This window comes from Priestia sp. SIMBA_032, assembly GCF_046535215.1.
GTDB lineage: Bacteria > Bacillota > Bacilli > Bacillales > Bacillaceae_H > Priestia > Priestia aryabhattai.
Genome location: NZ_JAWRXD010000011.1, coordinates 1 through 24,319, shown reverse-complemented (window position 1 = coordinate 24,319; position 24,319 = coordinate 1). Strand labels below are relative to the sequence as shown.

At 39.1% G+C, this 24,319-nt stretch carries 32 protein-coding genes; 23 read left to right on the top strand and 9 right to left on the bottom strand.

The window, feature by feature from the left end:
• Positions 1 to 176: 176 nt before the first annotated feature.
• The 9 genes from SB717_RS23750 (at position 177) to SB717_RS23710 (ending at position 7,801) form a co-directional block, all read left to right on the top strand.
• The gene (locus SB717_RS23750; RefSeq protein ID WP_016764833.1) at positions 177 to 983 is read left to right on the top strand and encodes a cell wall hydrolase; all 807 of its coding nucleotides are present in this window, start codon (positions 177 to 179) and stop codon (positions 981 to 983) included.
• A gap of 239 nt (positions 984 to 1,222) precedes the next feature.
• On the top strand, positions 1,223 to 1,393 hold the full coding sequence (locus SB717_RS23745) for a hypothetical protein (protein ID WP_410904917.1): 171 nt from the start codon (positions 1,223 to 1,225) through the stop codon (positions 1,391 to 1,393).
• Positions 1,394 to 1,586: 193 nt separating this feature from the next.
• Positions 1,587 to 2,537: an ABC transporter permease gene (locus tag SB717_RS23740; RefSeq protein ID WP_071272956.1), complete on the top strand. Its 951-nt coding sequence runs from the start codon at positions 1,587 to 1,589 to the stop codon at positions 2,535 to 2,537.
• Complete coding sequence (locus SB717_RS23735; protein ID WP_074680010.1) at positions 2,530 to 3,477, top strand: iron chelate uptake ABC transporter family permease subunit; 948 nt, start codon at positions 2,530 to 2,532, stop codon at positions 3,475 to 3,477. Before SB717_RS23740 ends, SB717_RS23735 begins: the two co-directional genes overlap by 8 nt.
• Positions 3,471 to 4,229, top strand: coding sequence for an iron ABC transporter ATP-binding protein (locus SB717_RS23730; RefSeq protein ID WP_410904916.1), 759 nt, complete (start codon positions 3,471 to 3,473; stop codon positions 4,227 to 4,229). The genes SB717_RS23735 and SB717_RS23730 overlap by 7 nt, the downstream gene beginning before the upstream one ends.
• A gap of 23 nt (positions 4,230 to 4,252) precedes the next feature.
• Positions 4,253 to 5,209 (top strand): siderophore ABC transporter substrate-binding protein, encoded by a 957-nt coding sequence (locus SB717_RS23725; RefSeq protein WP_410904915.1) that lies wholly within the window; start codon positions 4,253 to 4,255, stop codon positions 5,207 to 5,209.
• Positions 5,210 to 5,520: 311 nt separating this feature from the next.
• Positions 5,521 to 6,363: a manganese catalase gene (locus tag SB717_RS23720; protein ID WP_176584224.1), complete on the top strand. Its 843-nt coding sequence runs from the start codon at positions 5,521 to 5,523 to the stop codon at positions 6,361 to 6,363.
• Positions 6,364 to 6,553: 190 nt separating this feature from the next.
• Positions 6,554 to 7,408 carry a manganese catalase family protein gene (locus SB717_RS23715; RefSeq protein ID WP_013057886.1) on the top strand — a complete coding sequence of 285 codons (855 nt, stop codon included), beginning with the start codon at positions 6,554 to 6,556 and terminating at the stop codon, positions 7,406 to 7,408.
• A gap of 252 nt (positions 7,409 to 7,660) precedes the next feature.
• Complete coding sequence (locus SB717_RS23710) at positions 7,661 to 7,801, top strand: hypothetical protein (RefSeq protein WP_410904914.1); 141 nt, start codon at positions 7,661 to 7,663, stop codon at positions 7,799 to 7,801.
• Positions 7,802 to 7,868: 67 nt separating this feature from the next.
• Here SB717_RS23710 and SB717_RS23705 read toward each other — a convergent pair whose 3' ends face one another.
• The 4 genes from SB717_RS23705 to SB717_RS23690 form a co-directional block, all read right to left on the bottom strand.
• Positions 7,869 to 8,123 (bottom strand): hypothetical protein, encoded by a 255-nt coding sequence (locus SB717_RS23705; protein WP_074680025.1) that lies wholly within the window; start codon positions 8,121 to 8,123, stop codon positions 7,869 to 7,871.
• A 153-nt stretch (positions 8,124 to 8,276) separates the two neighbouring features.
• Entirely contained in the window at positions 8,277 to 9,356 is a 1,080-nt protein-coding gene (locus SB717_RS23700; protein WP_074680028.1) for a PrsW family intramembrane metalloprotease, read from the bottom strand.
• Positions 9,357 to 9,609: 253 nt separating this feature from the next.
• Positions 9,610 to 9,858 carry a hypothetical protein gene (locus SB717_RS23695; protein WP_074680030.1) on the bottom strand — a complete coding sequence of 83 codons (249 nt, stop codon included), beginning with the start codon at positions 9,856 to 9,858 and terminating at the stop codon, positions 9,610 to 9,612.
• 22 nt (positions 9,859 to 9,880) lie between these two features.
• Positions 9,881 to 10,495 carry an NAD(P)-dependent oxidoreductase gene (locus SB717_RS23690; RefSeq protein WP_258356406.1) on the bottom strand — a complete coding sequence of 205 codons (615 nt, stop codon included), beginning with the start codon at positions 10,493 to 10,495 and terminating at the stop codon, positions 9,881 to 9,883.
• A gap of 266 nt (positions 10,496 to 10,761) precedes the next feature.
• On the opposite strand from SB717_RS23690, the gene SB717_RS23685 reads away from it, so the two are divergent.
• Complete coding sequence (locus tag SB717_RS23685; protein ID WP_016764823.1) at positions 10,762 to 10,938, top strand: hypothetical protein; 177 nt, start codon at positions 10,762 to 10,764, stop codon at positions 10,936 to 10,938.
• Between the two features lie 92 nt (positions 10,939 to 11,030).
• Positions 11,031 to 12,518 carry a hypothetical protein gene (locus SB717_RS23680; protein WP_074680035.1) on the top strand — a complete coding sequence of 496 codons (1,488 nt, stop codon included), beginning with the start codon at positions 11,031 to 11,033 and terminating at the stop codon, positions 12,516 to 12,518.
• Positions 12,519 to 12,833: 315 nt separating this feature from the next.
• Here the strand turns inward: SB717_RS23680 and SB717_RS23675 are convergent, their stop codons facing one another.
• Positions 12,834 to 13,541: a DUF421 domain-containing protein gene (locus SB717_RS23675; protein ID WP_071272980.1), complete on the bottom strand. Its 708-nt coding sequence runs from the start codon at positions 13,539 to 13,541 to the stop codon at positions 12,834 to 12,836.
• 342 nt (positions 13,542 to 13,883) lie between these two features.
• On the opposite strand from SB717_RS23675, the gene cspD reads away from it, so the two are divergent.
• A complete protein-coding gene (gene cspD / locus SB717_RS23670) occupies positions 13,884 to 14,081 on the top strand; it encodes a cold-shock protein CspD (protein ID WP_013057877.1) in 198 nt (65 codons plus the stop codon).
• Positions 14,082 to 14,323: 242 nt separating this feature from the next.
• Positions 14,324 to 15,901: a peptide chain release factor 3 gene (locus SB717_RS23665; protein WP_074680038.1), complete on the top strand. Its 1,578-nt coding sequence runs from the start codon at positions 14,324 to 14,326 to the stop codon at positions 15,899 to 15,901.
• Between the two features lie 98 nt (positions 15,902 to 15,999).
• Here SB717_RS23665 and SB717_RS23660 read toward each other — a convergent pair whose 3' ends face one another.
• Entirely contained in the window at positions 16,000 to 16,326 is a 327-nt protein-coding gene (locus SB717_RS23660) for a DMT family transporter (protein WP_013057875.1), read from the bottom strand.
• A complete protein-coding gene (locus SB717_RS23655; protein ID WP_410904913.1) occupies positions 16,323 to 16,856 on the bottom strand; it encodes a TetR/AcrR family transcriptional regulator in 534 nt (177 codons plus the stop codon). The genes SB717_RS23660 and SB717_RS23655 overlap by 4 nt, the downstream gene beginning before the upstream one ends.
• Before the next feature lie 228 nt (positions 16,857 to 17,084).
• On the opposite strand from SB717_RS23655, the gene SB717_RS23650 reads away from it, so the two are divergent.
• Positions 17,085 to 17,660: a poly-gamma-glutamate hydrolase family protein gene (locus SB717_RS23650; protein WP_410904912.1), complete on the top strand. Its 576-nt coding sequence runs from the start codon at positions 17,085 to 17,087 to the stop codon at positions 17,658 to 17,660.
• Here SB717_RS23650 and SB717_RS23645 read toward each other — a convergent pair.
• On the bottom strand, positions 17,611 to 18,165 hold the full coding sequence (locus SB717_RS23645) for an HAD-IIIA family hydrolase (RefSeq protein ID WP_410904911.1): 555 nt from the start codon (positions 18,163 to 18,165) through the stop codon (positions 17,611 to 17,613). The genes SB717_RS23650 and SB717_RS23645 overlap by 50 nt on opposite strands.
• 148 nt (positions 18,166 to 18,313) lie before the next feature.
• Here SB717_RS23645 and SB717_RS23640 point away from each other — a divergent pair, with 148 nt between their 5' ends.
• Both SB717_RS23640 and SB717_RS23635 read left to right on the top strand, forming a co-directional pair.
• Positions 18,314 to 19,636: an AlbA family DNA-binding domain-containing protein gene (locus tag SB717_RS23640; RefSeq protein WP_074680046.1), complete on the top strand. Its 1,323-nt coding sequence runs from the start codon at positions 18,314 to 18,316 to the stop codon at positions 19,634 to 19,636.
• Between the two features lie 157 nt (positions 19,637 to 19,793).
• Positions 19,794 to 19,940 carry a hypothetical protein gene (locus tag SB717_RS23635; protein WP_264135278.1) on the top strand — a complete coding sequence of 49 codons (147 nt, stop codon included), beginning with the start codon at positions 19,794 to 19,796 and terminating at the stop codon, positions 19,938 to 19,940.
• A gap of 37 nt (positions 19,941 to 19,977) precedes the next feature.
• Here SB717_RS23635 and SB717_RS23630 read toward each other — a convergent pair whose 3' ends face one another.
• Positions 19,978 to 20,421, bottom strand: a complete 444-nt coding sequence (locus SB717_RS23630) for a hypothetical protein (RefSeq protein WP_264135279.1) — start codon at positions 20,419 to 20,421, stop codon at positions 19,978 to 19,980.
• Positions 20,422 to 20,539: 118 nt separating this feature from the next.
• Here SB717_RS23630 and SB717_RS23625 point away from each other — a divergent pair, with 118 nt between their 5' ends.
• The 7 genes from SB717_RS23625 (at position 20,540) to SB717_RS23595 (ending at position 23,686) form a co-directional block, all read left to right on the top strand.
• Entirely contained in the window at positions 20,540 to 20,758 is a 219-nt protein-coding gene (locus SB717_RS23625; protein ID WP_264135280.1) for a DUF1659 domain-containing protein, read from the top strand.
• Positions 20,759 to 20,773: 15 nt separating this feature from the next.
• Positions 20,774 to 20,986 carry a DUF2922 family protein gene (locus SB717_RS23620; RefSeq protein WP_029714788.1) on the top strand — a complete coding sequence of 71 codons (213 nt, stop codon included), beginning with the start codon at positions 20,774 to 20,776 and terminating at the stop codon, positions 20,984 to 20,986.
• A 55-nt stretch (positions 20,987 to 21,041) separates the two neighbouring features.
• On the top strand, positions 21,042 to 21,179 hold the full coding sequence (locus tag SB717_RS23615; RefSeq protein WP_013057866.1) for a YvrJ family protein: 138 nt from the start codon (positions 21,042 to 21,044) through the stop codon (positions 21,177 to 21,179).
• An 84-nt stretch (positions 21,180 to 21,263) separates the two neighbouring features.
• Positions 21,264 to 21,677 carry a BlaI/MecI/CopY family transcriptional regulator gene (locus SB717_RS23610; RefSeq protein ID WP_410904910.1) on the top strand — a complete coding sequence of 138 codons (414 nt, stop codon included), beginning with the start codon at positions 21,264 to 21,266 and terminating at the stop codon, positions 21,675 to 21,677.
• Between the two features lie 3 nt (positions 21,678 to 21,680).
• Positions 21,681 to 22,532 (top strand): M56 family metallopeptidase, encoded by an 852-nt coding sequence (locus SB717_RS23605; RefSeq protein ID WP_029714789.1) that lies wholly within the window; start codon positions 21,681 to 21,683, stop codon positions 22,530 to 22,532.
• A 36-nt stretch (positions 22,533 to 22,568) separates the two neighbouring features.
• Positions 22,569 to 23,276 carry a DsbA family protein gene (locus tag SB717_RS23600; RefSeq protein WP_410904909.1) on the top strand — a complete coding sequence of 236 codons (708 nt, stop codon included), beginning with the start codon at positions 22,569 to 22,571 and terminating at the stop codon, positions 23,274 to 23,276.
• Positions 23,276 to 23,686, top strand: a complete 411-nt coding sequence (locus SB717_RS23595) for a disulfide oxidoreductase (RefSeq protein ID WP_410904908.1) — start codon at positions 23,276 to 23,278, stop codon at positions 23,684 to 23,686. The genes SB717_RS23600 and SB717_RS23595 overlap by 1 nt, the downstream gene beginning before the upstream one ends.
• The last annotated feature ends 633 nt before the right edge of the window (positions 23,687 to 24,319 follow it).

The following is a 24,319-nucleotide window of genomic DNA, read 5'->3' as shown; positions in this document are numbered from 1 at the left end:
CAATGAAATCGTCATATTTCTACATATTCTTTAAGGGTCATGTAAAAGTTGTAACATAATGAATGGCACTGTAAGAAACTTAATCCAATTAGAACAAATGTTACTGTTTTTTTTAATGAAAAGGCGAATCTATGTGCTAAGGTAATAACAGGTTTAAATTTTAGGAGGTAGTTTTTGTGAGTAAAAAACGTGTAAAAAAATGGGCAGTTGCTTCTGCAGCGTCTGTAGCATTTCTAGCAAGTCAAGGAACAGCATCAGCAGCAGCTTCGCACAAAGTCGTAAAAGGAGATACCTTGTGGGGGCTTGGCCAACAAAATGGGGTTACGGTAGATGAGCTGAAAGGTGCTAATAACCGCCAAAACGACATGATTTACGTTGGAGAAACATTAACGATTCCTGACCAGGGACAAGCACAACCTGCCGCTAGTCCGGCAACATCTGTACATACAGTAGCACAAGGCGAAACGTTATATCATATTGCAACACAAAACGGCATGACTGTGGATCAGTTAAAAGCTGTTAACGGTTTACAAAGTGATATCATTACCATCGGACAAACATTAAAACTTCAAGGAGAAGCACCGGCGCCGGCACAAACTGCTCCGTCTACATCGGTTTCTGCACAAGATCAAGATTTACTAGCTAGATTAGTAGAGGCAGAAGCAAAAGGTGAGCCGTATCAAGGAAAAGTAGCGGTAGCAATTGTGGTATTAAACCGTGTGGCTTCACCGGAATTCCCAAATAACATTCACGACGTTATTTATCAGCAGCTAGGAAACGGTGTATATCAATTTTCACCAGTAGCAAACGGAGCAATTAATCAGCCTGCATCAGAAGAATCAAAACGAGCGGTAAGCGAAGCAATATCAAACCCGCATGAAAACGATGCGCTGTTTTTCTATAATCCAAAAATCGCTGAAAGCCAATGGGTTGCAACGCAGCAAGTAACGGCAGTTATCGGAAACCATGTATTTGCAAAATAAGTAGATTTCTTTCAAATATAAACATATATTTTATATATATGTAATGTTGATACAAAGAGTCTGCTACAAAAGTATCTTGGTTAAAGTAAAATCCAAACTATTAATATTGATAGTTTGGATTTTTTTGTTATGGTGAACGTAGGTTTCGTATATGTAGAGGTACTTCTAGCTGTTGATTGGAGGGCAAGGAGAAGACTCCTGCAGGAAAAGCGGAACAAATGAGACCCCGCAGGAAGCGCATGCTACGAGGAGGCTCATCGGCCGTCCGCGGAAAGCGAAGCCTTGAACGGAAATCAACAGCGGTGAAACAAACAGTCCAGATCATTTATTCCTATTATTCGTCTTTAAATGAGGGCGAGTTAGGTATGTTTCAACCTCTTATGTATGAAGAAAGAAATGGCTATTTTTAAGTCTAATTGACTTTAAAATGCCTTAACAGATGGATCTGTTAAGGCATTTTTTTGCTTAAATTTTAAGAAAACCATTGATTATTTAGAGAATAATGGTATGATAAAGGGAGTCAATTGATAATGATAATCATTTACACATGATATAGAGGAGGAGATAACTAGACTTATAGAGAGAAGAAAGGAGTAAGGAAAGTTGAAGTTTTATCAGTTAATTCTTGTGTTTGCTGTACTATCGGTCTTGTCTCTTTTTGTAGGCGTACAAGATCTGTCAGCGATGGATCTGTTTCATTTAACAAAAGAAGAAAGCCAAACGCTGTTTTTTAGTCGTTTCCCTAGGCTTTTGAGTATTATTATGGCGGGAATGAGCCTTAGTATTTGCGGATTAATTATGCAGCAAATTACGCGAAATAAGTTTGTATCTCCAACAACCGCAGGAACGATGGACTGGGCAAGACTTGGTGTGTTGATTTCTCTGCTAGTATTTGCTTCAGCAAGTCCTCTATTAAAAATGAGCATTGCTTTCATTTTCTCACTCGCGGGCAATCTACTGTTTATGAGAATACTAGACAGAATTAAATTTAACGATACGATTTATATTCCACTAGTCGGTTTAATGCTCGGCAGTATCGTAAGTTCCTTGGCTACCTTCATCGCCTACAAATACGATTTGATTCAAAACCTTTCTTCATGGCTGCAAGGAGACTTTTCGCTAGTAGTCAAAGGGAGATATGAACTTTTATACCTGAGTATACCACTCTTAATAATTGCTTATCTTTACGCAGATAAGTTCACGGTTGCTGGTATGGGAGAAAGCTTTTCAATCAATTTAGGCGTGAAATACAAACAAATCGTAAACATTGGATTAGTCATTGTTTCGCTTATTACGTCGATTACGATTTTGACCGTTGGCATGCTTCCTTTTTTAGGATTAATCATTCCAAATATCGTATCGATTTACCGTGGAGATCATTTGCGAAAAAGTCTGCCTCATACAGCGCTGCTTGGAGCTGTGTTCGTACTTGCGTGCGATATTTTAGGCAGAGTCATTATTTTCCCTTATGAAATCTCTATTGGGCTAATGGTCGGTGTAATAGGAAGTGCGATCTTTCTTTTTATGCTGATAAGGAGAGGTCGTTATGCATAACAAACATAAAATCATCATTCTCGCTGCGCTGGCCATTTTATCAGTGGCGCTGTTTATCAGCTATGATTTAGGCTACTGGCAGTACACGCTGCCGCGAAGAATTGAAAAAGTCGCTGCGATTGTTTTAACCGGAGGAGCTATCGCGTTTTCATCCGTTATCTTTCAAACGATTACTAATAATCGAATTCTCACTCCTAGTATTCTAGGACTGGATTCACTGTATTTATTTCTGCAAACGTTTATTGTGTACATCTTTGGCTCGACGAATATTGTCATCATGAACAAAAATCTTAATTTTCTTCTTTGCGTTTCGCTGATGATTATCTTTTCGGTCTTGCTTTACATACTGATGTTCAAAAAAGCCGGTAAGAATATTTTCTTTATTTTACTGGTTGGAATTGTGTTCGGCACGTTATTTAAAAGCATGTCTTCGTTTATGGAAATGCTGATTGACCCGAATGAATTTCAAATTGTACAAGATAAATCATTTGCAAGCTTTAACAATGTTAATACCGATTTGCTGTACATAGCAGCCGTCATATTTATCTTGCTTGGCATTTACGTATGGCGCTTTACATCCATTTTTGATGTCCTGTCGCTGGGAAGAGAACATGCGGTAAATTTAGGTATTGATTATGACGGGCTCGTCAAAAAAATGCTGATTGTAATCGCCATTTTTGTCTCAGTGGCTACAGCGTTAGTTGGGCCGATCACCTTTCTTGGACTGCTTGTTGTGAACCTTGCGAGAGAGCTGTTCAAAACGTACAAGCACACCTATTTAATGATGGGATCACTGCTGCTTAGTGTTATAGCTCTCGTCGGAGGAGAATTTATCGTTGAAAAAGTGTTCACCTTCAGCACCACGCTGAGCGTCATCATTGACTTTGCCGGCGGAATTTACTTTATTTATTTGCTGCTAAAGGAGAATAAATCATGGTAGAAGTAACAAATGTCAGTAAAACATACAGAGAAAAAACCGTCTTAGAAAAAACATCCGTCGTAATTCCAAAAGGGAAAATTACGTCATTTATCGGCCCAAACGGAGCGGGGAAAAGTACGCTGCTTTCAATTATGAGCCGTCTTATTAAAGCCGACTCAGGATCAATATCAATAGAAGGAAAAAATATAGAGACTATTGACAGCTCAGATTTAGCCAAAAAAATGAGTATTTTAAAACAGTCCAATCAGCTGAATATCAGGCTTAGCGTACGTGAACTCGTAAATTTTGGCCGGTTTCCTTATTCAAAAGGCCGGTTAACAAAAAGCGATGAACAAGCGGTTAATCAGGCGCTAAGTTATATGAAGCTTGAAAGTATTCAAGACAAATACTTGGATGAACTGAGCGGTGGACAGTGTCAGCGAGCTTTTATCGCTATGGTCATCGCACAGGACACGGAGTATATCTTTTTAGATGAACCGCTCAATAACTTAGATATGAAGCATTCTGTTGAAATTATGAAGCTGTTGAAACGTCTCGTAGAAGACTTAGGCAAAACCATTGTGATTGTCATTCATGATATTAATTTTGCGTCTGTTTATTCGGATTACATCGTGGCGCTTAAAAACGGTGAAGTGATCCGTGAAGGCCCAACAGAAACCATCATTCAAACGTCTGTATTAAAGGATATATACGATATGGATATTCCAATCGAAACGGTTGGCGGCCAGCGTATTTGCGTGTATTTTTCATAAAACTTATTCATGAGGTGACAAAAGTGAAAAAAGTGTTAGTAATGTTTGTAGCAGTCTTAACTGCGATTGTTGTAGCTGCTTGCGGTAATCAAGGAGCAAAAGAAACAACAGGTGGAGAAAGTAAGCAAAAAGAGACGGTAACAGTAACCGATCAGTTCAATAAAGACGGAATTAAAATTAAGAAAAACCCTAAAAAAGTTGTAGTATTCAGCATGGGTGCACTTGATACGCTAGATAAACTAGGGGTTGAAGTAGCGGGCTTACCAAAACAAGCGATTCCGGAGTATTTATCAAAGTATCAAGATGATAAGTATGCGAATGTAGGTGGCTTAAAAGAACCTGATTTCGAAAAAATTGCAGAATTAAAGCCAGACTTAATTATTATTCAAGGCCGCCAAGCAGATTCATTTGATGAATTTTCAAAAATTGCGCCGACGATCTATATCGATACGGACAACCAGCACTATATGAAGTCATTTAAAGAAAATACAAAAGTACTAGGACAAATTTTTGATAAAGAAGATCAAGCGAAAAAAGAGCTAGCAGCAATTGATAAGCAAATTGCAGATTTGAAAAAACAAGCGGACAAACTAGATAAAAAAGCGCTTGTAATGATGGCAAATGACAGCAAAATGACAGCGTTTGGTCCAGGTTCTAAATACGGATTAATCCACGACGTATTCGGTATTAAAGCTGCAGACGACAGCTTAGATCCATCGGCTAAGCATGGCCAAAGCATTTCATACGAATATTTAGTTAAGCAAAATCCAGACTACTTATTCGTCGTTGACCGCGGTGCAGCGATTGGTGAAAAATCATCCGCTAAACAAATTGTTGAAAATGAGTACGTAAAAGAAGTCAATGCGGTGAAAAACGATCACGTTGTGTATCTTGATCCAGGCCTTTGGTATTTATCTGGGGGAGGTCTTGAGTCAATGGCTGGCATGATTAAAGAAATCAAAGCAGGGATAGAGAAGTAATAGAGAAAAAAGAGCTGGTTTAAACCAGCTCTTTTTTTAATGAATATTTTTCTGTCTGGGAGCAGTTTTGTCTATAAAAGCCAGAGAGAGCTTTTAAACTGAATGAATACTAAAGAGAAAAGGGAGGTATTTTCTTCTCTTTAAGTGTCTTTCTACTCAATTATATTAAGTTTATTAATAGGTGTTTTTATCCATTTTCGTTCTAGATAAAAAAAAATACAAGTTTAGCGATTAATTGAATAGGAAGAGGGAACGGAAAAAAGAGGAAAAAATCTCTAAAAGGAATTTAGTATATTAAAGGAGGAATTAACATGTTTCGTCATCAAAAAGAACTGCAGTTTGAAGTTAAAGTAGATCGCCCGGATCCGATGCTTGCTCGCCAGATTCAAGAAGTACTAGGTGGACAATTCGGTGAAATGACGGTAATGATGCAATACCTCTTTCAAGGATTTAACTGTCGAGGAGAAGAAAAATATAAAGATATGCTGATGGATATAGGTACAGAGGAAATTGGACACGTAGAAATGCTTTGTTCACTTATTAGTCAATTACTTGATGGAGCCTCTCCAGAAGATCAAGCAGAAGCTGCGAAAGATCCTGCAACAGCAGCTATCATGGGAGGAATTAATCCTCAGCATTTATTAGTGAGCGGGCTTGGTGGTTTGCCTACTAATTCAAATGGAATTCCATGGAACGGTTCATATATCGTAGCAAGCGGCAATTTATTAGCAGACATGCGTTCGAACTTGCATGCAGAAAGTCAAGGCAGACTTCAAGTAGCTAGGTTATACCATATGACAAAAGATGAAGGTGTACGCGCGACATTCCGCAAAATGCTAGCGCGTGATCGCTATCACCAGTATCAGTGGATGGAAGCTATAAACGAACTAGAAGAAAAAAATGGAGTAGTTGTTCCTGCATCTTTCCCTCCCGAGGCTGAAAAAGAATCACAGCCAGAAGCTTATGAGTTTTGGAACCTCTCAGAAGGCGCTGAATCAGAAGAGGGACCGTGGGCTACTGGAAGTGCCCCAGACGGGAGCGGTGAATATGTATATATCAAAGACCCTGTAGCAAAAGGACAGGTTCCCAATCCGGAAATTCCTGATACTTCGTTGCATCATGATTTAACTCGTAAAAAAGTTTCCTCTAAATAAAAGAAAGAAAGGCCCTCGATATGTGCGAGAGGTCTTTTTTTTTGCCTATAACAAAGGGTGTTATCCACGTGTTTCAATCAAGTTACCTTTTAATATCTAGAATAAAAAAGCCGCATAGGGAAAAAGTAGGTATGTGCATATGTTAGTTTAAGAAAACAATCAAGCAATGTCAGTAAAAGGAGTGTTTGACATGTATTATTACAAAGAAGGATTAATCAATGGCATTAAACCGGATAAGCCCGATCCTGCGGCCGCGAAGGTACTGCAAGAAGCCTTAGGCGGGCAGTTTGGTGAAATGCGGACAATGATGCAATATTTCTTTCAAAGCTCTAACTTCAGAGGGAAAGAGACGCAGTATCGCGATTTAATGAAAGGTGTTTTTTTAGAAGAAATAGCTCACGTAGAACTCGTTCAAAATACCATTAATGCATTGTTAGATGAATCTGGCGGAGCCGGGGTAGGAAGTCAAGGTTCAGATCAGGCTCCTCTTGATGAAGCCGTAAAACATGCTAATCCTCATCACTATATCATGGGCGCTCAAAGCTCACTGCCAGTGGATGCGGGCGGAAATCCATGGAACGGCTCATGGGTTTATAATCACGGAAATCTAGTGGCTGATTTGCTCAATAACGTCGTATTAGAATCAACCGGCGTTTTACAAAAAACAAGAATATACGAAATGAGTTCTAACCAAACGTTAAGAGAAACGCTAGGTTTCTTAATTGTTCGAGATAATGCTCATCAAAATGCGTTTGCAAAAGCTCTTGAAACACTAGGCGTGGACTGGGGAAAACTATTCCCTGTACCAAATTATGATATTAACAAATACCCTGAATGCAGAAAATTTGTGGAAATGGGGTATCATAATACGCAGTTTGATTTTAGATTAGATCCGCACCGAATGGGAGAAATATTCCAAGGACAGACGCCAAGCAGAAATGGCGGAGACTTGAGCGTAACACCTCCACCTGAAGCTTTTCCAGTCCCTCATTTATCTGAAATGCCAAATGAGCACGCTCCAGGTCTTGGAGACATGAACGCATAAAAATATGCAAATTAGCTTTAATGAATTAGAGCTAAAGCAAATAAAAACATTGACTGAGAGCTAGTAGTCAATGTTTTTTTATGTTTCTTCAGCTGTCGTTCCTCTAAATGCAAGAACATCCCGCCGTTTACATAAACTCGGGATAAGCGGTTGTTTTACATCTATTTGTGAATTTACTTGTTTTTTATAAGAAGAAAAGGGAATACTTTCTTTAATCACTTGTGATAGAAAGCTAATAAGGGGCATGCTGCTATGAGTAGTCAACAAGATGGATTTTTATTTAAACGAGAGCTCTATCGCTTAGTACAAGAATACAAACGCTGTAAAGCTGAAGAAATTAGACAGGCAATTAAAAAGGATATTCTTCTTTTGAAGAAGGTTATAAATAACTAAAACAGATAGACACCGGCAAAAAAGCTCATATTATTTAATACACGAGCTTTTTTACCTTTTACCCACTTTAAATTTGTTTAAAGGAATGAGTATGATTATAAATGGTTTCCGGAAGATTATGAATCATGTTAAACAAAGCTAAAGCAGCTGTCTCCAGTTCTTCGTAACGATGAATGATATCGTTTTCAATATCGCGGATTTGGAAACTGCTTAATTGTTTTGAATAACTTAGTGTAAACCTACTGGCAAGAGTATGAGTAATGTCGCTATCTCTATAATTTACTAAATTTGCTATCATGTGCTTAATTTCAGTTAGGTTCATCCACCAAATCACCCTTTCATGTTATTGAGGTTATCATACCATGTACAGGCAGTTTGAATACTGTTTTTTACAATTTGTAACAACAATTTTCAAAATGAAACATAAAGGTAATAAAAAGTTAAAACGAGCAGCTAAACGCAAGCTGAACATTTCCTATGAGGGTGTAGGCTTTTCTTTGCAGTAGGTCAACTCCAGCTTTTTATCCGCGATTTCTTTTAGCCCAATACGAATCATACTGAATACCAAAATCCATAATATAACCGTTAAAATCGTATGTCCAGCTGGGAAAATACCTAGTACAGGTGAGTCCCAAAGAGCGTGCATAAAAACGACAAGCAAAAATACACCGAAAAATTTTGGTTTTATCAACATGCTCCACTGAAATTTCTTATCTCCTTGCACGATGCAGATGGCAGCTCCAGTCAAGGCAGCCCAAGCCACATGTCCTCCAGGAGCAAAAATACTGCGCCAGAGTATTGTAGAATAAAGCATGTGAAAGCTCCCGGAAAGAAGTGCTCGCAAAGCATAGCCAGCTGTTTCAAAAGCAGCAAAACCAGCTCCTATTGCAGCTCCTAAGAGAAGTCCGTTAAGGATATATCTATATTTAAGATTGCGTACAAAATAAATAACCGCGATGACTTTAGCCAGTTCCTCACATATTCCAATCACAATCACGTTTGTGTTATTGCCAAGAATATCATAAAACACAAGTGCTAATAAAAGTGAGAGGATTCCGCCAATAAAAACGACATAAACAATTTTGTAAATAGCAATATTCTGCGGAGCGTTCATTTCCCAAAAGAAAATGAGCGTAGTAAATGGCACTGCAAAAGCACCGACTACAATAAGACCGGGTATGAAGTTGATGTTTTCGAACAAGCTTACGCCTAGATATAGGCCTAAATATGCGACAAGCGCAATAAGAAAGACCCTTGCAAAAAGCCAAGGCTTTGGCCACGTATTTACAACCTCTTCTATTTTAGGAGTCGTAAGCCCTGTTCCTACAATAAAAAGCCGTTCAGCTTCCATTTCACTGTGCTGTCGGAAGACTCGAGAGAATATATTTCGAAATTTAGGTTCAACCGAACGTTCATTTCTTGGAATTTTATCAACACGATGGGCAAACAAGTAGAATATGCTGTAGTTTTCATCGCGGTCCACGATTTCATGGCCGCAATTTAAGCAGAATTTTACCCCTTCCGGATTAGAATAAGCGCAATGGGGGCATTTCATTTATCTTCCTCCTCTTTCTTTTGACGCTTGTCTTACGACATCTTCTACATATATTATGTGAGTTGATGAAAAAAAGCATAAGAGGGTTTGTAAGGTAATTTGCTTAAATAATGGAATGGTACAGAAGCTATTGTGAAACGAGACCTCATTAAAGCTAAAAAAGGGCTGTGTCATAAGTCGAACATTTGACTTACAGCACAGCTCTTTATATGATTCAAAATGTCAATGTAAGCCTGTTTTCTTTACGATGCTATTACGCAATAAAAAAGCTTCCTGAAATAAAAACGATGACACCAATGACCATCATTAATGTTTCGCGGTCTTTTTTTCCTGTTTTTTTATTAACAGGCAGCAGCGATTTTGAAAGAGGCTTAGCAAAAATAATAACAAGCATGCAAACAGCAGCAAAGATGCCAAGTGCTACCTGAAAATTACCTTCAATAAAGACGCATGCCATTAAAAGTACAAGACTTATTTTTAGAAAAATTTTTGATAGGTTCACTATCAACACTCCTTTAGAACACTTAATACGAAAGACTTAGTGATTTTTTTATATGCCTGTTGTTTTCTACGGCTTGAAGGAGAAAATGAGCGACGTCAGAACGGCTGATGTTGCGTCCGTTTTCTGGTATGCTAGCTTCTCCTATACGGTAATACGTGGTTAATGGACCGCTCGTTAGACCCATTGGCCGAGCAACTGTCCAGTCGAGTCCGCTTACCTTCAAGAGCTTCACGGCTTCGTGATGGTCGCGAAGCACATTTTTTAAAATACGCTGAGCAAGCCAGCCCGTCATGCCTGGAATTTCTCCGTCGATTCCGGCAGAAGCCGTGTAGGCAATACGTTGAATTCCGTTTTCATTCATACATTGAATCAGCAGATTTGTCGTTTCTACTAAAAGGGTAGAATGCCCTAGATTTTCGGTTCCAAGACAAGAAATTACTGCATCACACCCTCGCATGGCCTGACACACTTCATAATAATCAAGCACGTCGCCTTGTATGATGTGTACGTTCGCATGCGTTAGCTTAAGCTTAGATGGATTTCGCACAAATGCTTTTACATAATGTCCGTTTTTAATCGCTTGCTTTATTAATTCTTGTCCTGTCCTGCCGCTTGCGCCAATCAAAAAAATGTTCATGCGATCAACCCTTTCGTTTCAATATAGGTAGTAAAAACGAAATTTTCTTTTACCATAACACATTTTTCTCGATTTAGCTTGTCAAAACATAAAAGCTGCTTACGAGATTCACCAAAGTAAGAGGTATCCTCTGTTCTTTTTTAAAACTTATGTCATAGACTGTCTAGAAAACAAAGAAATGTACGAACGGTTTATAAAGGTGTTTAATGCTATAGAAGAGAAAGGGTATTATAAGAATAAGGGACGAACAGAAGGGGCGATGCACGATGAAAAAATCGGTAAGCCGAGCACGTGTTATCATAGTACTAATAGGTTTTCCGCTCATCTTTCTTATTATGGCGCTTGTGACCGGTGAGTGGCGATATATGACTTGGACCATTCCGCCTGCGCTGATGTCATGTTGGACGGCACTTTTTGTATTAAGGAAACAAGAAGAAAGATAACAGGAAATTTGAACTATTGCATCGAATTTATAGAAAAAGTATAAAATGATAGAAAGCTATAGTACAAAAATTTAATGAAGGACGGTGTGAAGATGAACGGACAACAGTTATTGTATGGGTTGCTTACGTCTAAAGGCGAGATCCTAAGAGCTGCTTATGTGTTATGTGACCACCGCATTTATACGGAAATGTCAGCACAGTATCAGCAAACGGAGCATACGGATTTTCAAGCATCATTGGTAGAAGAAATGAAATTGCTTGAAAAACAGCCTGAAGTAGACATGCATCTGCATATTTTGCTTGAAATGGCGAAGTTTTTTGAACTTCCCGTTTCTCATGCTACAACAAATGGCGAGCTGTACGAGTTAAGCGACAACATTGGAAATTTGCTTGTATCTAAATACAATGAGCTGTTTTCAATTGCACGCTGTCATACGCTAGAGGACGTAATGCGCCATCAAATCCGACTGTTCTTTCATCTAATTGATTCGCAATACATGATTGCTACAAATCGTCAGCAAGCGGTGTTTCAGCAGCAGCTGATGAATTGGATTGAGCAGCTTCCTCCTATGTATCAGGAAAGAATGATTGATGTATTAGGAGAATATCAGCAGGAAGCGCTTGTGAAACTGCTGCAAAAAAAAGGGACAATCGAGCTATACAAACAGCTTCCTCCGCACGCATACCCTGCTATTTCAGGCCTTATGGCAACCGTAATGAGTATCTTTATTCCCGTTAATTACCCGCCAGCACTGCTATTTAGTATGAATGCGCCGCTGTTTTTAATGGCAAGCTTTGAAAGTCATGAAATTATTGCAAAACGCAAGGAAGCTGGAACTTTTTTACCGCTGTTATTAGTAGTTGTTCAGCTGATGTGGACGTACAAGCTTGAGCATCAGGATGAGCTGTTGAATTATCAGTCTCTGCTGATCAAGTGGTCATCTGTACACACATCGTATCAAGATTATGTAAAAAAGAAAGAGCAGTCACTGTTTGACCGTGAACGGTTAGACAGCTTTATTTATAAAACAGAGCAGTATGTTAAGCAGCTCCGCGCTACGGAGAAAAAGACGGTGAAACAAATTGAAACGCTCAAAACAGCCATTCGCCAGCAGCTTGATGAAATGGAGCTCACATCGTTAAACGGGGGACTTGTGCTTCAAAAAATGATTGAAGAGCATGAATCATTAAAACAAGATGTAGAAGAACTGCAGCGCAAGCTTTCGATTAAAGGTGACTTCTTCTCTAAAGTAAGGCTGACGTTCCGTTCTGCAGAACGAGCTGTCAAAAGCAAAGTGAAAGAAGTAGAGCGTAAAAAAGTGCTTATGCAAATGACGGACTTTATTTTAGCAAATCGTTTGCCCGTATGCGTGGATATTCAAAATGAAATTTATGATTATCAAGACGAGCTGACGACGACTATTTTTCAAATTAATCAGCAGGTTGAGCTGCTTGAAGAAACAAAACAAAGCCGCCAGCTAGCCGATGCAAAAGTACGCCGCTATGATCAAGAAATAAAGCGATTTGAACGGAACTACTATGGCTTAAAAGAAGGAACCGTTGAAGAGATGGCACAGTGAGACTGGAACAAACGCATTTTATCCGAACCAGTTTGATTCTCTATCAAGAATCAAATTCGTTCGGATTTTTTCATGGTGATCGTGAACATAGGCTAGTTGTTTCTAGCTGTTGATTGGAGGCCAAGGCGAAGACTAGCGGAAAAAGCGAAATAGGTGAGATCCCGCGGGAACGGACGCAGAGAGGGGACTCACTGGCTGCCCGCGGAAAGCAAAGCCCTGCACCGAAATCAACAGCGATGTCACAATCGATCCATACGAACTCATTCCCTTCATTTGTCTGCCTTTAGATTGGCGTAATTTAGCTATGTCTCAATCTTATTCTCTGTCTGTAGGAGCGGATAGCTGATCTTTATACTCATCTACATAGAGCATGCCGTTTGTTGACACAACTGCATACAGCACTTGGTTCAACTGAAGCTGACGATTTGAAAGCTCAAGGTTGATCCATTGTTCGGTATATTGAGATGTTAAATTTTTATGAATAATTTCTCCGTCCATGATGAGTTCTACCGGTAAATTCATTTCTTTAAACGGCTTAGACAAAACGTCCTGTTTGGCAATGTTTTGATAAGCAGTTTTCTTTAACACTGACAGCTTTCCGCTTACTTCTAAAACAGCAAATTCTACTTCAGCAATGTTGAACGTTCCTAGTTCTCGTAAATGCTGATTCAAGTCGTCAATAGAATATTTGACTTTTTTCATATTTGCTTCAAGAAGCTTTCCTTTTTCCATAATAACCGTCGGGCGTCCTGTAATCCATTTTCGCAAGCGCCTGCTTTTTAGAGCTGTTGATGCTAAAAGAAAATGAATAGCCACAAGAAAAGCAAAAGAAGCGAACATCGGCAGAAATTTTAATTTTAAATCAAATCCCATATTTGCGATGAAAGACCCAATAATGATGGACATCGCAAACGTAAAATGATTATTATGCGTGTTAATTTGTTTTCCAATCAGGAAAGTTGTAATGCTTAAAATAATAAAAGAAACAAAGGTTCTAAGAAGGGACATGAGAATGTCTTCCATAGGTTGTGATGTCACCTGCTTTCCCATAAATAGAAAGAGTATCTATCTCTATAGCGTTATCCATTTAAAGGATCGTTATACAAGAAAAAACATCAAGAAGAAGTGCGGATAATGCGTTCACATTCGGCTGCTTAAAAAGGGGTAGAAAGGCTGTAGGTAAGGGATAGAAGCAAACAAAAAGAATGTGCAAATTCCTTTGAAATTTTTTGGAGGATTTGTTACAATAAAGGTGCTTATTTTTGTTCGGTAAGGATAGTTCGAAGTGTTCGTCTTGACTTATTGTAAGAGCAGGAATAGAGTAATACACAATGTGTGGATTGTCACACAAGGAGGAAAAGAGATATGTTACAAGGTAAAGTAAAATGGTTCAACGCTGAAAAAGGTTTCGGTTTCATCGAAGTAGAAGGACAAGACGATGTATTCGTTCATTTCTCTGCTATCCAAGGCGAAGGTTTCAAAACTTTAGAAGAAGGTCAAGAAGTTACATTTGAAATCGTTGAAGGCAACCGTGGACCACAAGCTGCTAACGTTCAAAAGTAATTTTTTTTATAAAGTTTAAGCCGATCAGCAGAACGTTTCTCTGGTCGTTCGTTAAACTAAACTGGGAGAAGGCCCCTTTTATAAAAGGGGTCTTTTCTTGTTCGCTTTTTACACCTTGTTGACGATTTCTTTGATTTTGCAGAAGTATTCAAATATGAAAAAAACTAGTCACGCAGTATAAAAAAAGCGTATAATGAAATGATGAAAATAGGAATTGTAGAGCAGAAAGGATTTTAAAACGTATGAGCAACCAACTTCAAGAAACGATGGTCGATTCACGTCGTACATTCGCCATTATTTCTCACCCGGATGCCGGGAAAACAACGTTAACAGAAAAAATGCTGTTACTGGGCGGAATGATTCGTTCAGCCGGAACGGTTAAAGGAAAAAAATCAGGCAAGTTTGCTACATCTGACTGGATGGAAATCGAAAAACAACGTGGAATTTCGGTTACATCAAGTGTTATGCAGTTTGAGTATAAAGATCACTTTATTAACATCTTGGATACACCAGGACACGAAGACTTCAGTGAGGATACGTATCGTACCTTAACAGCTGTAGATAGTGCGGTCATGGTTATTGACGGAACAAAAGGGATTGAAGCACAAACGCTTAAGCTTTTTAAAGTTTGTCGTATGCGCGGTATTCCCATCCTAACGTTTATCAATAAATTAGACCGTGAAGGAAAAGAGCCGCTTGAGCTGCTTGAAGAAATTGAAGATGTACTTGGTATCCAATCATACCCTGTAACGTGGCCAATTGGCATGGGGAAACGATTCCAAGGAACGTATGACCGTTTTTCAAAGCAAATTGAAGTGTATCAAGGAAACAAAGAGTCTTATTTTGCAGACTTTGACGGTGAAAATATCGACGATGAAATTAAAAAACACGTCGATGAAATGTATTTACCAGGCTTAGTGGATGATTTATCTCTATTAGATGAAGCAGGTAATGATTTTTCAATCGAAAAAGTAAAGCAAGGCTTACTAACGCCTGTTTTCTTCGGAAGTGCGATTGCAAACTTCGGCGTACAGTCTTTCTTTAATTCATTTTTACAATTAACATCACCGCCGCAGCCTCGTGAATCAACGAATGGCACCGTTCAGCCTACGGATGAAAATTTCTCAGGTTTCATCTTTAAAATTCAAGCGAATATGAACCCAGCTCACCGCGACCGCATTGCGTTCGTACGCGTATGTTCAGGGAAATTCGAGCGTGGAATGAACGTAACATTAGCAAGAACGAACCGCAAAATGAAGCTAGCGCAGTCTCATCAGTTCTTGGCATCAAGCCGTGAAACAGTAGACACAGCGTATCCAGGGGATATTATTGGCTTGTATGACTCAGGTACGTATCAAATTGGCGATACAATTGTAGGAGAGGGAAAAGTATTTGAATTTGACGCTCTTCCAAAGTTCCCGCCTGAACTGTTTGTAAAAGTTCGTGCGAAAAATGCAATGAAATCAAAGCACTTTGAAAAAGGGATTAATCAGCTTGTACAAGAAGGAGCGGTACAGCTTTACCGTACGCCGTTCTTTGGAGATTATATTTTAGGAGCAGTCGGTGAACTTCAGTTCCAAGTGTTTGAACATCGTATGAAAGGTGAGTACAATGTCGATCTTGAATTCACGCGCATGTCTCATAACATTGCAAAATGGGTAGACAAATCAACAATTGAAGATCGCATGCTAGATTCTCGCGTGATGCTAGTAGAAGATCGTGATAAGCATTCCGTTCTTATGTTTGAAAACGATTTTGTATGGCGTTTGTTCCAAGACAAATATCCATCTGTTAAATTCCTAGATCCGTTTAATCTATAAAAGAGTATAAAAAAAAGGAAAACGATACATACTACTTTCATAAGTAGACAGTCGATTTTCCTCCTTTGCTTAAGAGTCAGTATTTACTGGCTCTTTTTTTAATGAGCCACTGATTTTAAATTTAAAAGAATGACTCCTGCAATGATTAATACGATGCCAAATACCATCGTAAGACTGCCGCTTTCTTTCCAAATGACTACACCAATCACAGCTGTCACAGCAGTTCCTACACCAGACCAAATGGCGTATGCAACGCTGAGCGGAATGTGCTGAAGCGATGTGGAAAGCGCATAGAAAGCAAGACCAAACCCTAATAAAACACCAAGACTAGGCCAAAATTTTGTAAATCCGTTTGATGCTTTTAACATAGATGTACCAAATAACTCTGAACTAATTGCAATTGCTAAAAATAAATAGGCTTTCATCGAAAACCCTCCTCTGTTAATTTCCGAAGTTGTTGTTGAATCTTTTTTTGCATGTCTGGATCCACGGGTGCGAGCCCAAACATTTGGCTGAACCATAATCCGTCAGCTGCTAAGCGCACAATGGTCGCAAGGACAGGGTCAATGCCGTCTTGTTCAATATGCTGCTGCCACTTTTCGTAGTGTTTTTGAAGGTGCTGCAGAAGTTCAGGATTCGTTGCAATCCCTGCAAGCAACCCTGCGCTCATCGCCTGTTCACGCTGCAGATCATGAAGCGTCTCAGCGAGATAAGCCCGGCTCCATTTGCCAGGAGCATCATCATGTTCAATTTGCACGTGTAGCCCGTCATCATATTGCTTTGTGACTGAGTACAGCATTTGCTGAATCAATTCATCTTTTGATGAGAAGTGGTACAACAAGCCGCCTTTACTAACATCGGCTTCTTTTGCTACTTTTTCAAGAGTTAAATTTCCCACGCCGTCACGCTGTACAACCTGAGTGGCCGCAAGCAATATATCATCATATGTAGACACATGAATTTCCTCCTTTTTGATTTTCCCTAGAATACTTTACCGTCTGGACGGTTTGTTTGGCAATACTTTTATTTCGAATTTCAAAAATTTTTTTTGCGCACACTAACAGATAAAGTATAAAAACAAAAATAAACGAGTAAACAAAGGGTGAATCCCTTTACTATATGAAGAAAAAGAAATAATAAAGCCTGGGTATATGAAAGATAAAAGAAAGGTGTGAAGAAACAGATGAGGGACGTGTATCAAAGTTTTCAAGAACTGTCTCAGTGCGAACGAGCGGGAATCGATTACGAAATAAAATGTGTCATTCGCCGGCGAGAAATTGTCGTGCTTGCTATTCATGGAGGAACGATGGAAATTGGAACAGAAGAAGTAGCGGAAAAAATAGCAGAAAAGCTAAACGCAACGGTGTACGTATTTAAAACGCTGAAAACAGAAAATCCGTTTGAATTGCATGTTACGTCTGCAAACTACGATGAAGAAATGGCGCGTCATCTCGTTAAAAAATCAGCCGTCACGATTTCTCTTCACGGTGCCTATAGCGACGTCTGCACGACTTATATCGGAGGAAGAGACGAAAAGTTAGAAAAAGCGGTGCGTCATGCACTCTCAGGTTTTCAAATCAGTGAAACGCCCGTGCATTTAAAAGGCGTTTCACCTCGAAATATCGCCAACGATAATCAGCGGCATAAAGGACTGCAGCTTGAAATCACCACTCCTCAGTATGAACAATTATTACAGGATGAGCAGCTGTTTAACGCGTATGTGAATGCGGTAGTATCGGCTGTGAACTCAGTGACGTAAAGATAAATTCAACAGCTTCCTGCACGTTGGATGCAATAAAGGCTGCTTGTACACCAGCCCATTTTTCTTGTTCATGCAGCGTGTCGCGCCCAGCACCTGTTAACACTAAAATACATTGAGCCCCTGCTGCACTGGCCGCTACGAGGTCTTTCCACCGGTCGCCAATCACGATGCAGTTAGCCAAATTTAAGCTGTGATTCTCCGCTGCTTTTAACAGCATGCCGGGTTTTGGTTTGCGGCACGGACAGGCGTCTGAATCTTCATGCGGACAAAGGTAAACATCATCAAATCCAAAAGCTAAAAGCTCAGAGATAAACTGTGATTTCTTTACCTTTCCTTTGGCAATATCGGGCTGATTCGTAAAGGAAAACAGCGGAATGTTTTGTTTCTTTATTTCTTTAATTGCTTGCTTCGCTTGGGGAAACAGCTGGAATTCACCTGGATATTGTATTTCGTTACTGCCGCCAATCGTTCCGTCTCGATCTAAAAATATCGCTTCAATCATATTATTCACCTCTTTTTCTATCATAATATAAAGAAGGACGAATTTGGAAAAAACTTGTTTTTTCGAAAAAAATAAAAGAAGTATGACTGTCTTTTTACTTCTCATCATATGGATAAGTTAAATAGAAGTGGTGAGGAGGGGAAGACAAGTGAACGAAGAAACGTTTTATTCACCATTTATAAGCGAAAACGGAAAGAAAAAAACAATTGGAGAAATTGAGTTTTCAGATGTGCAGCGCATGATGGAAAAACATTTAGAAGAAGGCTATCAGCTTGAGTTCAAGCGCGAAGTAAGCTCAACGGTCAAACGGAAAATCCCAAATATCATCGCTTCGTTTGCCAATGAAAAAGGAGGGTGGCTTATTTTTGGCGTAGATGAAGACGACCATTCCATTAATCTGCTCGAGCGCAAGGAATATGAGCTGTTTATTAATAATATGCTGAAAGATGTCACCAATCCCATTCCTCGTATCGTTACACGTTTTTTATCACCTGAAGATCACCCCGGGCAAGGTGTTTTTGTGATTTGGATTCCCGAAGGTCCGAACCCTCCGTACATGTCTTACGGGAAAATTTACAGAAGAATTGGAAGCGGCACATCTCCCGTTACGGAAATCGATGATCGCTATCATTTAGATCGTCTTTATCAAAAATCGGAGGATCAAACGCAGCGAATAGAGGAATTTTGCACAAAAGAACTGTCTATCTATAACAGAAAGTGGCCGATGCACGGGAAAAGCTATATTCATTACGGGATGTGTAATATGTACGTGCTGCCACTATATGATTTGCATTTAATCGAACAAATGGAAGAAGAACGGCTAAAGCAATATATTTTAAGCAAATCTAGCGAACCAAAACACTATCGTTTGGACGACGAGAGTACGGTGATGCTGCATACACCGTTTGTCAAAGCTTCTTATTCAGCGGAATCCATCATTTTTCGAAGCACAGATGTGATTGATGCATATGATAAAACAATTGCGTGGGAGCAATTTTATAACGGATCAGCTAAGTTTCACATTCCTATTCCGTATATGGAAGAACCAAAACAAATTCATGACGTGCTGAAATCCAGCATTTCAAGCTATATTGATGAGACGATTTTTGAGCAGTTTCAATATATAAACGGACCCTTTTTTCTCACATCTCTAATCAGCTGCATCGGCGGATACATCGATTGTATGATGGAATTAAAAGCTGAGCTCGAAGACATGATTATTGTAATTGACTTAGAGAACGTTCGAAACGATGTGCTTTACTTTCCGCATCAACAGTTTCAAACATTTCTAGAAGAAGAGGGGCTCGTCTTTTCAGATAAAAAACAATATCGGTTTAATCAATCATTTAAAACGACAAAATTAGGAGGGGATCTGGAGCTTCTTGCCTACGTTGATTATATCGTGACAGCTTTTGGCCTTTCAAAAAACCAGTCTCTGGATTTTCTTAAACATTCGTTAAATCTTGGGTAAAATATACAATTTTTTGACAATGGTTAAAAAAATGACAAAAGTGAAAAAAAGTATGATAATATCTTTCGTAAGTAATGAGCAAGTAAAAAAGAGAAAGGGGACTCTTTTTTACAAATGCCGTTGCTAGGTAGGGTTAAACATAAGGGGAGAAAAGGCAATGAAAAAAGCGACATCCATACTTCTAATTGTCCTAGCACTGGCTGGATTAGGAGGAGTATGCGCTGCTTATTACCATCTGGAGCAGCAAAAGCAAACGGAAGAAATGACGTATGAACAGAACTACATAACCGTAAGAAATAAATGAAAAAACCAGCCAATCGGCTGGTTTTTTTGGTTTCAAGTCATAGTAAGTAAAATAATGATTTTGCTTGTTCAGTTTTTTTAAATAATTCCAATGATGTATAGACGCAAAATAGAAAGCCAACGCTTGAAAAAACAAAAAACAAGCGGAGAAAAGGGCGTTTTTTCTGAATGCGAAAGTACGTAAAAACAACGAGTGAACATACAAGCAGCACGCTCATAGCAGCAAATCGAATCGCGAGGTCTGCTAAATCATCAACCGTGCTTTGAAACAGTTTTAGCGTTTCATCGTTCAAATCAGTCTCAGGAATGTTCGTTTTGTCTTGCTGATTTAACACCCCTACATTCCATTTTTCTCGACTATAATCATGAGAAACCGTGTAGTAAAACGGACCAAGCTTTTTTTCATCTGCACCGTCATCAGCAAGTGCTGAAGCTGGATGCATGAATGCTAGAACAAAAAATAAAAAGCTCCACTTTCTCATTACCAAAGCCTCTTTCTAACTCAGACTATCTCCCATTATAAACCAAAAATTTTTATGTTTCCATCATCCCTCTTTCCTATTTCAATTTCTATATATAAAGTGAAAGGGGGAATAAAAGATGGCAGAAAAAATTCAGTATTCAAGCCAGCTTCGCTTAGTATTAGAACAAGGAATAAAAGAGGATGGAAAACCCGATTTAAAGACAAAATCCTATATGAACATTCAGCCTGGAAGTTCTGCAGATGCACTCATTACAGCAAGCGAAACCATCGCTAGCCTGCAGTCGCTGCCGCTTGTTGAAATCAACGAAGTTGTCACGTTTTCACTTTTAAAATAAGAAAAGAGGTAGAGTATGAAAACTTTAACGATGCAGTTTTTGAATGAGTCACAAAAAGCAGTAATCCTATCGATTGAATCACCAAAAGATACGTTAGATGCAGCCACCATCACAGCAGCAATGAATGCGCTGATCGCAAGCGATGTCTTTACTTCAAGCGGCGGAGCGCTCGTTGCCAAAAAAGGCGCTCAAATTGTCGAGCGAAATGTAACAGAATTTACGATTTAAAAACGAAAGTCCTTCCACTTCGGTGCGAAGGGCTTTTTTAAAAGGAGCGAGGAAGATGACAGAGTGGTTTACGCTTGTTTCAGACGTTGGTTTTCCTGTTGTGGTGACGCTTTATTTACTTCACCGAATCGAAGCCAAGCTTGATACAGTTGTGCTGTCCATTCAGCATTTAACCGATGAAGTAAAAAAATAATTATGACAATTGTAAGGCGGTTGTCATGGAAAAGTTGACGGATTTGACACCTCACACTACAATTAGTAGTGTGAGGTGTCAAATATGAAAATTGAAAAATTCAAATTTAACGAAACCGGCCTTAATCGCTTTTTTGGCCCGCTTGAAGCAAAAATTATGACGGCTTTATGGAACGGAAGTGAAATGTCTATTAAAGACGTGCAGCACGTGCTTGAGAAAGAAAAATCAGTGAACTTCAACACCGTTATGACCGTTATGAATCGATTGGTGGAAAAAGGCGTGTTGCAAAAGCGTTTAAAAGGACGTACGTCGATGTATCAGCCGATTCTTTCTAAAGAGGAATTTATCGACGCTCAGTCGAAAGAGTTAACGCACGAACTGATCGATGAATTTGGCTCGCTTGCTGTTACTCATATGCTTGATGCATTAGAAGAAGTCGATGATTCACTGTTAAGTATGCTCGAATCAAAAGTCAAACAGTTAAAAAAGGATGAATAATCAATGAATCAAGGAATACTAAAGCGTTCTAAGCTTATTTTTAACCTGTGCTTTTTTATTGCCGTGACGTTGCTTATGCAAATGGGCATGTATGTGCTGCATTTGCTGTTTGGATGGAATTTATCGTTTAACTTAATTTTACTTTGTAACAAAGTAGCCCACTTTTTCGGCTTGTTTTTTATTGAATATATGCTGAATGCCGTTATTTTTCACACGATGTTTGTGCTGTTCATTAAAGCTGTAAAGCAAGTGATTCAAATGCGGAAAGTCCGTAAAATGATTACGAAGCTGCGAGATGAAACCACAACGGCTAACCTGCAAAAAGCGTACGGAAAGGATTTAACGGTCTTAACAACAGATCAGCCCATTGCCCTAACGATGGGGCTCTTTACACCGCACATCGTTCTGTCTACAGGATTGCTCTCAGTACTTGATGAAAATGAACTAGAAGCCGTTATTTACCATGAGCAGTCGCACGTTGCAAACAAAGACCCGCTCAAAACGTTTTTACTAAGCACGCTTGCCTCTGCATTATGGTATATTCCGTTTATTAAATGGAGCCATAAACGCTTCAAAGTTATGCGTGAAGTGCTGGCTGATCAAGATGCCATTGTGAAAAATGGCACGCCTGCTCACATCGGCAGCGCGCTTTTAAAAATGGTAAAAACGGGACAGGCAAGTCTTTCATGTGCGCACGTATCGTTTGCTGATACGTCGGTTAATTATCGCATTCAATATATTTTAAACCCGGAAACGAAAATGCCGATGCAGCCTCCTGTTGTTTTAACGCTGACGTCGCTATACGTGTTTTTTATTTTGTGTGCGCTCATTTTTACAGCTCTAACAGCTTTGTAAGTTTGGAAGAGAGAAAGAAAAGAAGGAGATGAGATTGTGTCAAAAGCAAAGAAAAAGAAAAAAGTAACACCCAATCAGCAAGCTTCCTCAAGCAAGTGGATTTTTTGGGTGATTGGAATTATTACGGTCTGTATCCTAGGATTAATCGTCCTTTCAAATATGTCAAAGGGCGGAGGAGATGAAAAGGCCGCTCTTACATATGATAATCAGCCGTATCTTGGAAAAGACTCAGCTCCGGTAGAAGTGGTAGAGTTTGGAGATTACAAATGCCCGGCTTGTAAAAACTTCACAGAATCTTTTTTCCCGCTGATTCAAAAAGATTATGTGGATACAGGTAAAGTGAAATTCTACTTTATGAACTATGCGTTTATCAACAACGACTCTTCTCGTGCAGCAGAGTTTGCTGAAACGGTATACAAAGAGCTTGGAAACGATACATTTTGGAAATTCCACGAACTTCTTTATAAAAAGCAAAACGCAGCGGACGAAAAGAAAGATGTCTTAACGGAATCTTACTTAGAAAATACGCTGAAAGAAGTATCTAGCGATGCTGATGCGAAAAAAGTAGCAGGTGCATTTAAAGACGGAAAAGGAAAAGATGCGTTTGATCAAGACATGAAGACAGCCAATGACTTAGGCATTACGGGTACACCAACGATTTATGTAGGCGGCAAAAAATTTGAAGGAAAAACAATTGATGATTTTGATCAAATGGTCAAAGATGCGGCTAAGGAGAACAAATAATGAACAAGTCTTTGGTTTTCGGGTGGCTTACGGCGCTTGTCGCGATGCTTGGAAGCTTAACTTTTAGTGAAGTTCTTCACTTTATCCCGTGTGAACTTTGCTGGTATCAGCGAATTTTAATGTATCCGCTCGCGATTGTGCTAGGTGTAGCCGTGTATCGGAATGATACGTTCATCTACAAATACGTCCTGCCGTTTTCTGTGATTGGTATGGCGCTTTCAGGCTATCATTATTGTCTGCAGAGAATACCGGCTCTTAAAGCATTTGAAACGTGTACAAGCGGTGTTCCTTGCTCAGGTCAATATATTAACTGGCTTGGGTTTATCACCATTCCTTTTTTAGCATTTATTGCTTTTACCATCATTACGATTATGATGCTTGTTCTTCGCAAGCAGGCGAAAAAAGCTTAACCTCCGGGTTAAGCTTTTTTGTATGGAAATAAAAAAAAGGCCCGCTTACAAGAAGCGGGTGCAAATAGGGTACATCTATGAAAAATGATGAAATTGTTTTGACAAGAACAGTATATAAAAGAAAAGTGAAAAAACGGTGAAAAGAGAGAAGCTTTTTAAAAAAATATGCTTTTCTTATAAAAAAAGCCCCGCTCACAAAAAGCGGGGAATAAATAGGGGTCATTTATGAAAAATGATGAAATTGCTTTGACAAACTTAGTATACAAAAGAAAAGTGAAAAAACGGTGAAAAGATGGAAGCTTTTAGAAAAAAAAAAAAAAAGACCTGTTTTGGGGAAACAGGTCACTAGAAAGGGAGTAAAACTATGAAAAAATATGCTAATTGGCTTTACACTTACTATCTTAACGCCGAACAGTGAAAAAACAGTGAAAAGAAACATAAAACAAAAAAAGACCTGCTCTGGGGAAGCAGGTCTTCACAAAGGAGTAAAACTATGAAAAAAATATGCTAATTGGCTTCGCAAGTACTATCCTATACCTTTATGGTGAAAAAATGGTGAAAAGAGAAGCGGGATATAAAAAAGACCTGCTTTGGGGAAACAGGTCATTAGAAAGGGAGTAAAACTATGAAAAA